At 47.6% G+C, this 13213-nt stretch carries 16 protein-coding genes; 6 read left to right on the top strand and 10 right to left on the bottom strand.

What is annotated here, in order from left to right:
- Positions 1 to 51: 51 nt before the first annotated feature.
- The 7 genes from A8707_RS28350 to A8707_RS18190 form a co-directional block, all read right to left on the bottom strand.
- Positions 52 to 771, bottom strand: a complete 720-nt coding sequence (locus A8707_RS28350; RefSeq protein ID WP_156518696.1) for a hypothetical protein — start codon at positions 769 to 771, stop codon at positions 52 to 54.
- A gap of 190 nt (positions 772 to 961) precedes the next feature.
- Positions 962 to 1486, bottom strand: a complete 525-nt coding sequence (locus tag A8707_RS18215) for a L,D-transpeptidase (RefSeq protein ID WP_068818628.1) — start codon at positions 1484 to 1486, stop codon at positions 962 to 964.
- A 176-nt stretch (positions 1487 to 1662) separates the two neighbouring features.
- Positions 1663 to 2046: a hypothetical protein gene (locus A8707_RS18210; protein WP_068818627.1), complete on the bottom strand. Its 384-nt coding sequence runs from the start codon at positions 2044 to 2046 to the stop codon at positions 1663 to 1665.
- A 48-nt stretch (positions 2047 to 2094) separates the two neighbouring features.
- The gene (recR, locus tag A8707_RS18205; RefSeq protein ID WP_068818626.1) at positions 2095 to 2718 is read right to left on the bottom strand and encodes a recombination mediator RecR; all 624 of its coding nucleotides are present in this window, start codon (positions 2716 to 2718) and stop codon (positions 2095 to 2097) included.
- Positions 2719 to 2755: 37 nt separating this feature from the next.
- Positions 2756 to 3106: a histidine triad nucleotide-binding protein gene (locus A8707_RS18200; protein ID WP_068818625.1), complete on the bottom strand. Its 351-nt coding sequence runs from the start codon at positions 3104 to 3106 to the stop codon at positions 2756 to 2758.
- Positions 3107 to 3215: 109 nt separating this feature from the next.
- Positions 3216 to 3626 carry an HNH endonuclease gene (locus A8707_RS18195; RefSeq protein ID WP_068818624.1) on the bottom strand — a complete coding sequence of 137 codons (411 nt, stop codon included), beginning with the start codon at positions 3624 to 3626 and terminating at the stop codon, positions 3216 to 3218.
- Positions 3623 to 3976, bottom strand: coding sequence for a hypothetical protein (locus A8707_RS18190; RefSeq protein WP_068818623.1), 354 nt, complete (start codon positions 3974 to 3976; stop codon positions 3623 to 3625). The genes A8707_RS18195 and A8707_RS18190 overlap by 4 nt, the downstream gene beginning before the upstream one ends.
- Before the next feature lie 97 nt (positions 3977 to 4073).
- Between A8707_RS18190 and A8707_RS18185 the strand changes: the two genes are divergently transcribed.
- Both A8707_RS18185 and A8707_RS18180 read left to right on the top strand, forming a co-directional pair.
- The gene (locus A8707_RS18185) at positions 4074 to 4457 is read left to right on the top strand and encodes a hypothetical protein (protein WP_156518694.1); all 384 of its coding nucleotides are present in this window, start codon (positions 4074 to 4076) and stop codon (positions 4455 to 4457) included.
- Positions 4444 to 5283: a hypothetical protein gene (locus A8707_RS18180; protein WP_068818621.1), complete on the top strand. Its 840-nt coding sequence runs from the start codon at positions 4444 to 4446 to the stop codon at positions 5281 to 5283. Before A8707_RS18185 ends, A8707_RS18180 begins: the two co-directional genes overlap by 14 nt.
- A 74-nt stretch (positions 5284 to 5357) precedes the next feature.
- Here A8707_RS18180 and A8707_RS18175 read toward each other — a convergent pair whose 3' ends face one another.
- On the bottom strand, positions 5358 to 6857 hold the full coding sequence (locus tag A8707_RS18175; protein WP_068818620.1) for a dolichyl-phosphate-mannose--protein mannosyltransferase: 1500 nt from the start codon (positions 6855 to 6857) through the stop codon (positions 5358 to 5360).
- 232 nt (positions 6858 to 7089) lie between these two features.
- Between A8707_RS18175 and A8707_RS18170 the strand changes: the two genes are divergently transcribed.
- The 4 genes from A8707_RS18170 to A8707_RS18155 all read left to right on the top strand — a co-directional run bounded on the left by A8707_RS18170 (position 7090) and on the right by A8707_RS18155 (position 10918).
- On the top strand, positions 7090 to 7803 hold the full coding sequence (locus tag A8707_RS18170) for a response regulator (protein WP_068818619.1): 714 nt from the start codon (positions 7090 to 7092) through the stop codon (positions 7801 to 7803).
- 94 nt (positions 7804 to 7897) lie between these two features.
- Positions 7898 to 8149 (top strand): hypothetical protein, encoded by a 252-nt coding sequence (locus A8707_RS18165; protein ID WP_197484870.1) that lies wholly within the window; start codon positions 7898 to 7900, stop codon positions 8147 to 8149.
- A 110-nt stretch (positions 8150 to 8259) separates the two neighbouring features.
- The gene (argH, locus tag A8707_RS18160; RefSeq protein WP_068818657.1) at positions 8260 to 9678 is read left to right on the top strand and encodes an argininosuccinate lyase; all 1419 of its coding nucleotides are present in this window, start codon (positions 8260 to 8262) and stop codon (positions 9676 to 9678) included.
- 199 nt (positions 9679 to 9877) lie between these two features.
- On the top strand, positions 9878 to 10918 hold the full coding sequence (locus tag A8707_RS18155) for a DNA cytosine methyltransferase (RefSeq protein WP_068818618.1): 1041 nt from the start codon (positions 9878 to 9880) through the stop codon (positions 10916 to 10918).
- Here the strand turns inward: A8707_RS18155 and A8707_RS18150 are convergent.
- Together A8707_RS18150 and A8707_RS18145 are read right to left on the bottom strand one after the other, a co-directional pair.
- Positions 10915 to 11613 (bottom strand): MAE_28990/MAE_18760 family HEPN-like nuclease, encoded by a 699-nt coding sequence (locus A8707_RS18150; protein ID WP_068818617.1) that lies wholly within the window; start codon positions 11611 to 11613, stop codon positions 10915 to 10917. The two genes, A8707_RS18155 and A8707_RS18150, sit on opposite strands and share 4 nt — an antisense overlap.
- Positions 11610 to 12701: a DUF262 domain-containing protein gene (locus A8707_RS18145; protein WP_068818616.1), complete on the bottom strand. Its 1092-nt coding sequence runs from the start codon at positions 12699 to 12701 to the stop codon at positions 11610 to 11612. The genes A8707_RS18150 and A8707_RS18145 overlap by 4 nt, the downstream gene beginning before the upstream one ends.
- Positions 12702 to 13213: the final 512 nt, after the last annotated feature.

The raw sequence follows: 13213 nt of genomic DNA, 5'->3' as shown, positions 1-13213 counted from the left end.
GATGCGATCGCGTCCCTTCATTTACTCTCTATTCAAACCCGTTGTCTAGACTTACCAAAGGGCACGAACCCCACCACTTCCACTACTAGGAGTCGAAGACGGTGTGGTGGTTGTGCTGTCAGGAGTCGAAGACGGCATCGTCGTGTTGTCAGGAGTCATTGGCGTGGTCATGTTGCCAGGAGTCGAAGACGGCATCGTCATAGTGCCAGGAGTCATTGGCGTAGTCATGTTGCCAGGAGTGCCAGGGATGCTGCTGGGAGTCGTTGTAGAATCGGTAGGATTGCCACCAGCAGGAGAGATAGAGCCACCCCGAACCGGAGTAGGCATACTCGTTCCACTCGGCATCATAGAGCCACCAGACGATGGAACCACTACATCAGCGCCAGAGCCACCAGAGCCACTTGGAGCCGCAGAAGGATTGGTCGGGGTTCCGCTAGGAGCTGCGCTCGGTGAAGACGAGCCATTCGAGCTACCAGGAGTGGTCGATCGGTTTTGAGTCGGTCCAATGTTAGAAGGCTCCGCCGTCGGAGTCGCAGAAGGATTGACTGGGCTACCTGGTCCGCCCGGTGTGCCAATTCTGTCTAGATTTTGAGGAGCACTCGTCGATTGCGCAAGGCGACTGTATGGGGCTTCGTTAAAGATACTGGGGTTAGGATTGACTTTTGAGACAGGGTTAGCTGAGAAAGCGGGAAATGCGAGCAGAGAGCTAACCCCTGCAAGTCCTAAAGTTCCCGCAAGTTTAGCGATAGCGTGTCTGTTGATTCCGTTCATGTTTATCTCCTTACTGTTGATGATCTGCAATCTTAGAGGCTGCTGTTTTAGAGCCGAAATGACGACTCATCACTGCACAAATAATCTGGGTTGAGACCATTGCCACTTGCCCGAAGTGTAAAGATTCTTGGGTTATGAATACTCTCTCTGGAGATATAGATCGATTTTTCTAAAGAATCAGCTTTGGCGATTACTTTACAACCTTGACTACTGTGCCAATGTTGACTTTCTCAAATAGCTCTGCAGCATCTTTGACATACATCCGCACGCAGCCGTGAGAAGCCGCTTTTCCAACCGATAGCGGCGTGGGTGTGCCGTGGAACCCGATCGAGTTTCTCCCATCTGTCCAAAACCCAAGCCAATAGCCTCCTAAAGGATTCTCAGGATCTTTGCCCGGAACCTGCTCGCCCGTAAAAGGGTGTACCCAAATCGGATTTTTGACTTTTTGCCTAACTCGAAAATTGCCAGTCGGCGTTTCCCATCCAGGGCGACCCACGGCGATCGGATAAGTTTTAACTTTCACATCTCCTTGATAAAGCGTGACCTGACGCTTGCTGAGGCGAATCTCTAATCGCAGAGGTTGAGCAATAGGCTGGGCTTGAGAAGGATTAAAAGACTGAGTTTGGGTAGGCTCGATCGCCAGCCCTACTTGAGGAACTGTGAGCGCGGCGATCGTTCCCAACACGCCCACCAGCCTAATAGAGTGCTTCAACATCAACAAACTCGATAAAACTACTTTGATGAGCGAAACAGGTTGAGCGGTCTTTCATCATCTAGCTATGGGAGGACGATCCTCAAATGCCACCCTCCAAATGCTATAGCCCTTTCGATATGGGTTATTAGAACTAGAGGAGGCATATTTCGTTTGGGAGACGTTTTAGCGAAACGCTTCTACGGGGTTGTGGTGAGGAATTGTTTGAGACTCAACAAGGTGATGGTCTGCCCTAGCCGGATTGGTAAGACTGAAATGCCTTCGATGCGCGACTGCACCCACCCATCGCCCCACGCCCATTCGTGAAAGCCATCGATTCCTTGACTGAGCAAAAACCGGACTCGATTGGGTTCTGCAGTCTCGACCTGATGTTGAATAGCGATCGCGCCCGCCCAACTTGTAAAGGTCAAACCGGGGTGCACTGCGTCAGGCAGCCCACTTGAAAATCGCTCAAACCAAATCCACCTCGAATATTGGGCAGGATTGGCGAGGCTTTTGCGAAGCGCTGCTTCAGATGCGCTGACTTCAATCCGCAGGCTGCTTTGTTGAAACGTACCAAACATCAGGTTACTCAGAGTGGGGAATGATTTTAGTATGGCAAACGATACCGTTTAGCGGCTGCCAAACTCTAAATCTCGTCTGCCCTCAAGCGCGCGCGCCAGCGTCAGCTCGTCAGCATATTCTAAGTCGCCGCCCATCGGCAGACCAAACGCAATCCGAGTCACCCGCGTAAAGGGCTTGAGGAGATGACCCACAAACAGAGTCGTCGTCTCACCTTCGACCGTGGGACTGATCGCGAGAATCACCTCGTCAATTTTCTGTTGGCTGACACGTCTCTGCAGCGCATGAATGTTTAGCTGGTCGGGACCGATGCCGTCGATCGGAGAGATCAACCCACCTAAAACGTGATATTTTCCCCGATATTCGCGGGTTTTCTCTAGCGCGATCACGTCTCTAGAGTCAGAGACGACGCAGATCGTGCTGCTGTCTCGGTTGGGAGCGCGGCAAATATCGCAAACGGGTTCGGCTGATAAGTGAAAGCACACCGAACAGAAGCCCACTTGCAGCTTTGCCTCCATCAATGCCTGAGCGAGTGCCTTCACTTCTTCTTCGGGGCGCTTGAGAATATAGAGTGCAAGTCGTTGGGCTGTTTTAGGACCAACACCAGGGAGATGTTGAAGATGCTCGATTAACCGAGCGAGGGGGCGTGTGTAAACCGTTGTCTTTCCTCCGATTCTGTCAAGATCCTAGCGCATGAAGCGGGGGTTTTGCTTAACCGGGAGGCCAAGTCAGCGATCGTCCGCCCAAGATGTGTAAATGCAGGTGATCAACCGTCTGTCCTCCGTCGTCGCCTGTGTTGATCACAACTCGATAGCCATTCGTGAGTCCAACCTGTTGAGCAACGCGTTTAGCGGTCAGCAGCAGGTGCCCCATGAGAGCGTGATCGGCGGATTCTGCATCAGAGAGTTTGGCGATCGCTTGTTTAGGAATTACCAAAATGTGAGTCGGCGCTTGCGGATTCACGTCGCGAAAGGCGAGGGCGAGATTGTCTTCATAAACAATGTCCGCAGGAATCTCTTTGCGGATAATTTTGCCAAAAATAGTATCGTTGGTTTCGCTCATGGCGGGGCTAGGTGCGATCGCTCTCATTCTAAAAGCGGTGTGACTCTGAAATCATGCCATGAAACGACCTGGAGAGAATGATTTGGAATGGGCAGCCTGATTTCCATCCTTACATATCGGGCGATGCCATAAACCGTTGTCTTTCTGTTTTGTGTTGGTTTGTATTGAGTTGGAGTAGAGAGACGGTTGTGCGTCCTTCTGGTGTAGTGCCCAGAATTTCGTGATCTTGCAATGTGAAGTGTTCTGACCAAATCTGGGTGCGCGGATTAAACAGGAAGCAAAACTGACGGGTTAAAGGGTCGAATGAACCCAGATCACTACCTTTGTGTCGATTACATCGCCAGCAGACAAGGGCTAGATTTTCTGGTTCGGTCTTACCTTGATGTTTTTCGGCAATGAGGTGATCGACTTCGTGGGGAAAGAAGGTAATGTCGATCGGGACGAGGCAAAGTTCACAGCGATACCCTGCTCGTTCTTCGACGAACCGCCTGGTGGCGGCAGAAATACGGGTTTTGCTCATCCGGCGGAAGGAAAGGCTTGAAAATTGCCGGATTTTAGCATGATGATGAGATGTTCAATGCGCTCGAATTCATCAAGTTCGGCTTGCTCTAGGGAGGTCAGTTGGCTGGCTTGGCTGCGATCGAGCAAAATCGACAACCGTTCTCTCATCGCGGCTGTTGGGCGAAAGCTGGCAATTTGTTTGGGAGTGGGGTTGCTAATGATGAAGTCGAAGATGTAGCGGTAAATGGCGGCGGGCACAGCAGGTTGTTGAATGCTCAAGGTGAGAAGTTCGATTAGGCGATCGCGGCTGCCGCTTTGGTTAATTTGTTGCAGGAGATCGTCTGGAAGATCTAGGGTGATTTGAGGCATGGCGGAGTTTTGGGTGGGCACTCTATGGGTATTTTAGCAGGGCGGAATTTGGGCGGCTAGAAGTGACTGTGCGATCACTGCCACGAGGTTGCAGCACGTGGGGCTGAAGCCCACTCCCTTAAGCAATCCCACAGGATATGTGAGGCTCGATCGTCGCTTTTCTCGGTCTGGACGGGCACACTACCCTTTAAAGTACGACTCAACCAATATGTCAAACAACTCTCAGCAGAAAAGTCAACAAGCTGCCTCAAAATTAGCGATTTCATCTTCCGAGAAGGTCATTCTTCCTGCCTTCAAAGCTTATGTCGAGCAACAGTCTGAAGCCCCCGCAAAGCAGCCTAAACCGACTGAACCCACTCAACCCACTTCTAGCGAAAAGCCCAGCGAAGAAATAACCCAACCCATCAGCAATCAAAAGTCCATCTCTGCTGCATTTTCGCGACTGTTTAAAAAAGGGAAAAAGGCAGATGGCAAAGCATAGAGAGAAATGCCCACAGCCAGAAACGCCTGCGAATCTTGCAAAACTCCTTTATTTATTTGCTGAGGTTCAAGAGCGCCTCTATCACGGCGAAACCATTCAAAAAGCATTAGCACAAATTTCTAGACACACCCAAGACGAGAAAATTCTAGAGACGTGTCGCGCGATCGCAGTTCTTCTAAAGATTGAGGCGACCGAACAGTTTGTCTCCTTCGATCGGGGTTGGTATTTTGATGCTGTTCAAAAACTTCAAAAGCGTTTGGCTTGGGTGCTAGAGAAGTATCAACTTATCCCAAACTTAGTTGAGCAATCTGACCCTAAATGGACAGCAGACCTGTCTCAGGCGACCGACATTCAGTTAGCGACTCTGACTCAATTGGTGTCGTTGTTGGATAATGAGCCTGCATTCTGCGACCAACAAGGCAACACCATTCGCCCTAATGACTTAGTTGTGGTGCCTTGCCAGGATGATAAGGGGCGAGAGTATGAGCATTATGGGATTGTTCGACCCACACCTAATGGCTATCGAATCGCGCACTTCTTCACAGGCGAAACGATTCGTCCACAAAATCGAATTGTTGAAATGGGAGTTGGGTACGTTCACTTTACGCAAGATTTGACAGTCTGGCAGTTTAAAGAGCGTCCTGCGGATGCGATCGATGCTGAGATAGAAGCAAGAATTGCAAAATTTCAAGCTGAAATTTGCACTGGTCGGGCAAAGTTTTGGAACCAACTTAGTTACAACTGTGAGCATTGGGCAAGAGAAATGGTTTGCGGTGAAGCTTACTCCACTCAAGTTGAGAAACTACGAAAAAAGGATCGCGATTAACTTTTCTTTTTTGAGCCTAGCCAGCAGAACTGGCTAGGCTCTTTGATTTAACGCAAATTCAACATTGACGGAAGTTAAATCCATCGCAGCAGCCAAAAGTTACCGATCTGAATCTGCCACATTCGTAGGTTATATTGCCATTCAAACAGAGGCAGCCCCAGATAGACGGGCATCCAGAACACAAAAGAGACTAGCACGATCGCGATTGTCCACGTTGCCCGACTTCTCAATCGAGGCGTATTGCTGCGAAACCAGCGATCGACCAACCAAGCCAATGCCAGCGACGCAAACACCGAAGACCCCATGTAGTGATAGAGAAACACGCAGCGAGTCACGCGCACCCACGGCAAAAGATTGGCGGCGTAGTTGACGACGAGAAACAGCCCGATCCAGACCTCGTTGGGCGGCAACAACCCGATTTGCTGATGCGGAGTGAGCGTTTCGGCAGGGCTGATCAGGGAGTTGAAATTCTCGATTAAAATCCAGAGGAGAAGGGCGATCGCTCCCGCCGAAAACCACCACAAAAACGGGTTTCCCATTGCATGAACGTCATAGATTACGCTTCCTGAGGTGACGGCTGAGGCAGTGCCACTCGCCGGAATTGGAGCCGTCAAACTACTCGCAACTTGATAAAAATAAGCGACGGGGCGCTGCATCCAAATCCAGCCGACCCACGTCGAGCAATAGGGGTGAACCGTCGGACCACTGCCCACCCGCTCGTGATATGCCAAGATCTGTTTTTGCACTTCCCAGAAGCCAAAGTCGTGGCTGAGACTGAGATGCGGAATCCAGATCAGGCGATAGAAAAGGGCGGGAATGGCTCCCAACGTGAGCAGCACATAGAACGGATTGAGACGCGCCAAACGGTAGAGCGGTGTGGCATCGGAGGGAGTGGACGATCGCCCGATCATTCTCACGAGTCGAATCGCCCAGGCAATGCCCCACAGCAAATAGGCACCCAACAAAAACCACAAGCCATTCCACTTAATCGACGCGGAGGCACCAAAAAACAGTCCTGCAAGCCCCATCCACAGCAGCCATTTTTTGCCCGGTGCATTCAGTGCTTTGAGAAAAAACCACTGCCCCAACAGCCCAAATATCACTAAATAAACGTTGTTGAGCGCGTAGCGAGACTCGACGAGAAAGAGTCCATCAGCGGCGGCAAACAGTCCAGCAATCAGGGCATAGCTGCGCCGACGACTTAACTCATAGGCGATCGCCGCCACTACTAGCGGAATAAACGAACCCGTCAGCGCGTTCAGCCAGCGATAGCTCCAGGTGCTGAGAGAAGACCCCGCCAGCGTATTCACCGTATCTTTGCCAAATGGAAGCTGATTGCCCAGCCAGATGCCGATCGCGATCAGATATTTGCTGAGAGGCGGATGCCCGTCAAAAAACGGTGTGTGCGTCAAATAATTGTGGGCGAACTTGACGTAATAAACCTCATCAAAAACCAGGGCATTAAATCGTCCTAACCCCCAAAACCGCAGGCACAGCGACCCAATGAATAACCCTACCAATCCCAGCCACAGCCAGACTTTGTTTTGCTCGATCGGCTTTATCAACCCACTCATATCAGACGCTCAAACGCTTCCAACATTTCAGCATACGTTAGTGCAAACTCGACGCTAAAGTCAGAAGATCCTCTGTCTTGGTTCACCCTAAAGCAAAACTTATCAATTTTTGACCAACTAGGAACAAAACTGATGAAATGTCGTCTTTTGGCTAGGTTGTTCCTTGAGATCAGCCTTGAGTGAATGCAAACTTAAGACTACCCGTGGCTAAACCCGATCGGAGCTATCTGCCATGATTCGTGTATTACTCGTCGATGACCAAAACCTGATTCGTGAAGGCTTAAAGGCGTTGCTCAATCAGGAGCAAGATTTGCAAGTGGTAGGAGACGCAAATACACAACAAAGCGCGATTGACCAGGTAGAAGCGCTACATCCAGACGTTGTTCTCATTGATCCCTGCTTTGCTAAGACAGAAGGCATCGCCACGACCGAAACCATCTGTCAGCGATTTCCTGACACTCAAGTTTTGATCTTGACCGATTTAAATGACTCAGAATCTGTGACCACTGCCCTTAGATTTGGGGCAAAGGGCTATCTTCTCAAAGACTTGTGCCCCGATGAATTAGCCAACGCTGTGCGATCGGTTCACAAAGGCTATACCCAACTCAGCCCCGGAATTCTCTCTAAACTCCTGGGAACGTCTGACGAATCGGCTCCACCGCCCATTGCTTATGTCAGCAATGCCACTTCAAATGTCGTAGCGTTCAACTCAGCGCAGCGTCGATCGTCCCCGCCTCCGCCTGGGTTCGCCAAACTCACCGCCAGAGAACGGCAAGTTTTAAGACTGATTGCGTCTGGCTCAAGCAACAAAGAAATCTCTCGATCGCTCGAAATCTCAGAAGGCACGGTCAAAAACCACGTCGCTAGTATTTTAGGGCGATTGAATCTGCGCGATCGTACCCAAGCTGCAATTATTGCCAACTCCGTCATGCCGCTATTAAATTAGCCGGATTAAATAGGTTGTCTTCTCAGTTCTGTGGTACAAGAAAGCTCTTAGACCCAAACGAAGCAATCACCACCAGCTTGAGGAGACGACCAAGATGATGATTCACGTAATGCAGGAGATGACAAGCTGGCTCGCTGGAATGACTCACTGGAGCGACGTGCTGCAAACCGTGCACTGGCAACTGCCCCATGATTGGGTCGTGCTTGCCCAGCAGTTTAAAGAAACCGATTTGGGCGGCGATGTCAGCAAAGCCTGGAATCAGTTTGTCAGAACCGGGCAAGTCTGGGCGTTTTTGGTCGGACTGATCTTGGGATACCTCGTGAGGGCGATGACTACTTACGGCTAGTCAGACGCTTCCTCATCGATCGCTGACACACTCACCCAGATGGCTAGAATCGGTTTCGGCTCCTCTGGTATAGTCGAGTGTCTATCATCGCAATCCAGAGAGGATTTCTTTTGACGCACCCCAATCAGCCCCCCGACGCGAACCCTGCCCAAACCTGGAGTCAGCGATTTGAGTCAGCCTTGCATCCTGCGATCGCTGAGTTTAACGCCAGCATCAAATTTGATATCGAACTGATCGAATATGATTTGACTGGCTCTCAGGCACACGCCGAAATGCTAGCCAAGACAGGCATCATTTCGCCAGAAGAAGGTGAGCAACTGGTTCGGGGGCTTGAGCAAATTCGTCAAGACTATCGCCAGGGCACTTTCAACCCCGGCACCGACGCAGAGGATGTCCATTTTGCGGTCGAGCGGCGATTAACTGAATTAGTGGGCGACGTGGGCAAAAAGCTGCACACGGCTCGATCGCGCAATGATCAGGTCGGCACCGATACTCGGCTCTATTTACGCGATCAAATTCAGCAGATTCGTCAGCAGATTCGCCAGTTTCAAGAAGTCTTGCTGAGTCTGGCAAGTCAGAACGTCAAGACGCTGATTCCTGGCTATACTCACTTGCAACGAGCGCAGCCGATCAGCTTGGCACATCATCTTCTGGCTTATTTTGAGATGACTCAGCGAGACTGGCAGCGCTTAGGTGAGATTTGTCAACGGGTGAATATTTCTCCGTTAGGTTCTGGGGCACTTGCAGGCACGACCTTTCCGATCGACCGTCACTTTGCCGCCGAACGATTAAATTTCAGCAGTGTCTACGCCAATAGCTTAGATGGCGTTAGCGATCGAGACTTTGCGATCGAGTTTCTCTGTGCAGCAAGTCTAATCATGGTGCATCTCAGTCGCTTGTCTGAAGAGGTGATTCTGTGGGCATCGCAAGAGTTTAGCTTTGTCAGCCTTACCGATAGCTGCGCCACGGGTTCGAGCATTATGCCCCAGAAAAAGAATCCCGATGTACCCGAATTAGTACGTGGCAAAACGGGCAGGGTGTTTGGGCATCTTCAGGCGATGCTCGTGTTGATGAAAGGGCTGCCTCTGGCATATAACAAAGATTTGCAAGAAGACAAAGAGGCGCTGTTTGATGGAGTCAAAACCGTCAAAGTCTGTCTCGAAGCGATGACCATCCTATTTCGCGAAGGGCTAGAGTTTCGCACGGCGAGGTTGACTGAAGCGGTAAACGAAGATTTCTCTAACGCGACCGATGTTGCAGACTACTTAGCTAAAAAGGGCGTTCCGTTTCGCGAAGCCTATAGCCTGGTCGGAAAGGTGGTCAAAACGTCTTTGGCGGCAAACAAACTGCTCAAAGATTTGACCCTCGACGAGTGGAAAGATCTGCATTCTGCCTTTGAAGCAGATATCTATGAGGCGATCGCGCCCGAACAAGTAGTGTCTGCCCGCAATAGCTATGGCGGCACCGGATTTGAGCAGGTGCAAAAAGCCTTAGAAGACGCACAGAAACGAATCAAGATTGAAGGATAAATTACACGGCTTGGCAGGGATTAAGATTGATAGGTTTCCTCATCGCTTGGACTACAAACAACCTTCTTTGGTTAGCTTGTGGCTGAAAATATCTAATTGAAAAGCTCGAAAATTCCTTTTGAACTAACATATTGAGTTGATTGCTGAAATGCGCTATAGTAATGCGTTGATTTACAACGCGCTACTGAAGAGAGAGTAAATGATTGGCAGCATCTCTACAGTTGATCTATTTTGTGGTGCTGGTGGGCTAACTTATGGATTTGAGCAAGCAGGTCTTCCAGTTAAAGCTGGCTATGATATTGACCCAGCGTGTAAGTTTCCATATGAACATAATAATAAGGCTAAATTTGTACTACAAGATGTAGGTTGTGTTAGTAAGTCTGACTTGGAACAACACTTTTCTGAAAGTGCAATTAAGGTTTTAGCAGGTTGTGCTCCTTGCCAACCGTTTTCTAGCTATGCAAGGCGTTACAACGATAAAGAATCGAAATGGAAGCTTCTTCAAGACTTTGCTCGTTTAGTACAAGATTGTGAGCCAGAAATTGTCTCAATGAAAAATGTGCTCCAGCTAAAACATCATTCTGTCTTCACAGAATTTATTCAAACCCTAAAAAATCTAAACTATTCAATTGAATCCTATGAAGTCAATTGCTCAGATTATGGAGTTCCTCAAGCTCGCAAAAGATTAGTTCTTCTTGCTTCAAAGTTTGGGGAAATCGAATTGATTCCGCCAACACATGACGCTGAACGATATGAAACCGTCCGTAAAACGATTGAGCATCTGAGTCCCCTTATTGCAGGTCAAACGTCTAAGATTGATCGGCTTCATCAATGCAGCAAATTATCTGACTTAAATCTTCGTCGCATTCGTGCTTCAAGACCTGGAGGAACTTGGCGCGATTGGTCTAAAGATTTAGTAGCTAAGTGCCATACGAAAAAAAGTGGTAAAACTTACCCAGGAGTGTATGGTCGAATGGAGTGGGATCAACCTAGTCCAACTATTACAACTCAATGCTTTGGTTTTGGTAATGGTCGTTTTGGACATCCTGAACAAGATCGAGCGATATCTCTTAGAGAAGCAGCATTATTGCAAACCGTCCCATCGGATTATGAGTTTATGGCTCTTGACCAACCTGTTATTTTTGATCGGATAGGGCGACTGGTAGGTAATGCTGTTCCTGTTAAATTAGGTCAAGTCATTGCTCAAAGCATTCTAGAACATATCGAAAAGTTTACCTAGGAAGTTCTCACAACCGAAGCATCTAGATAATCTTTGTTGTCTAAATAAGTCTCAATATTTTTTAGTATCTGCTTCAAATATCTAATTACCTTATTTCTGATTTCTAAAAGCTCATCTGCTGTTTTGTCGCGCCCTATTTCTGCGAAGGACTTGATTCCATGTGCTAAATCATTCCTATTAGCTTTGACAGTTAAAAGATCACTACCGTTACCAGTTTTTGTATGATCGGTTAAGTGAGAAAATCCATATTCGGCAGCAGTCTCTCTGATCTTTTTCCCATCAAGATTCCCTGAAAACAAGTCTTTTTTGTCAAATCCAGCAGTGATAATATCAACAGAAATTGCTGCTATGCTGGAAAAAACTTCGTCGGGATTTCGCTTTTTAAGATTTTTAAGTACAACCTTCTTAAGTTCAGGTCTTATTTCATCGTAAGATATTCCTTCACTTCTCAATTGATCAAAAATTGCTTCGATGATATTTCTCATGGTTGCTTCTACTAAGTTATAGAGCAATAAGAAACCGCTTGCTTTTAAAGTCTTCAATAACTCAGGATCAATTTCTTTAATTTTTGAATTGTTCCCCTTACCATTCATGCTTAATTTAGTTGTGCCTTGTTCCAGACTTTTTAAAAAAATAAAATATTTGCTCACTTCTTTAGAGCGTTCCGTGAAATCTTGAATCAACACACTAGTCACAATTTGCCGAGAAATTTGTCGCGCACATATTCAATCCGATTTTTTACTTTAGTTTTGGAATTAAGCCCATCCGAGGTAGTGTGTTCCTTAAACTCTGGTGAGTCAAGCCATGTCATTAAACTTGGCTCAAGATCGCTTTTCTCCCTTAACGCAAGTGCAGTGCCTACAGAAATTACCTCAAACCGAATACGAGGGGTTGTAGTATGGTTTTTACCTTTGCGAAATCCATTCGGGAAATACTTCTCTACGAAATCAAGCATTGATTCAAACTCATTTTGCATTGCTTCACGATTAAAACTGCCATCGTTATTTTTCTCTAAATATTCATTGAGGAACTCATTAACCTGACGTTTGAAATTCTCATAGTTATGTAGATAGGCAAAAAACCTCAGCACAAACTCTTGTGGTTCGCGTCTGTCGATAAGAGCTTCTGAGAACGGGCATAAGCTGCGGAACTTAGAATTTTCGGATAGTCGATCAATAAAGTCAAGAAATGGTCCACGCTGTATGCCTCTGCGCACCTCCATATCGTTCAAAGCAGAACCACCTATATTGATCCGCTGAAACATCTCTCTGCGAGTATCTTCATCCGCTTTGTCAGTCAGCTCAATTATCCGAATCGTAGTTCGTTTAAAGCGTCTCTGACGAGGAAGCGACAAATCAGAAAATTTGAAATCATTCAATTTCTTCAATTTTTTGAGGTCTTCAAGCCTTAGCTCATTATTCAAGAATCTAGCCAAGGTGCGGATACGTTGCACCCCATCTATAATTTCCAAGCGGGACTCATTCTTTTCTCCATGAATATCAGCCACAAAGATATATGGGAGCGGTAACCCTAAAAGTACAGATTCAATGAATTTTGATTGCATTGTGTTATCCCAAACCAGTTCTCGTTGATAGTCCGGGATGAATAATTCATTAGTATCGTCATCCAGCCCATCAGTATACTTTTGAATAAGTAGTTCCACTGGGTACTCTTTTGTGTCGTAGTCTATAGGTTTCTGCTTGTCCCGTATTTCTGCTTCAGCCTCATCTCTTTTTTCAGGTGTGATCTCTGCTTCTACTGGTAGATTGGGGGCTTTCGACATCTTGCTCTCCAATTTCGGTGAAGTAATCAGCACGGCAAGAGAGGGTTACACCTCTAATTAAGCCGTCTATGATTCTAGCGGTTTACAGATAACTTGAGCCAGTGCTAAAAATTCGGGAGTTCGGATGTTAAGTGAGCCTGAGTACTACAGGTTTGGGTTGGTAGAGAGCCGCCGGAGACCAAAAAACCGTTGGTGCGGCGAATGAAGATATATTACTTTGTTTAGGTTTTGTCTACCACAGCCCAACTGTGCCTTGAAGCATTGCCTAGCCTTTCATAGAGAATCAAAATTCCTCAAGGCATACCTGTGTTTTAGCTGATAACTTGCTCGTGTTTGAAGAGATTTGTGAATATTTGGTTACATGCGTCTAATCAATAGTCCGGACAATTTTTGACAGGAAAGCTATCCATCGGATAGGGTGCCAGTATCAACCAAGCACCGGATGAATAGCGATGGAAGTCATTGTACAGAGCCTACTGACCAAAGTGGGCATTTTCGCAAACCGCAAGTGA

The sequence above is a fragment of the Phormidesmis priestleyi BC1401 genome (assembly GCF_001650195.1).
Classification (GTDB): Bacteria; Cyanobacteriota; Cyanobacteriia; order Leptolyngbyales; family Leptolyngbyaceae; genus Phormidesmis_A; species Phormidesmis_A priestleyi_B.
The sequence above is the reverse complement of the archived record's forward strand: the minus strand, read 5'-3'. Positions and strand labels throughout refer to the sequence as shown.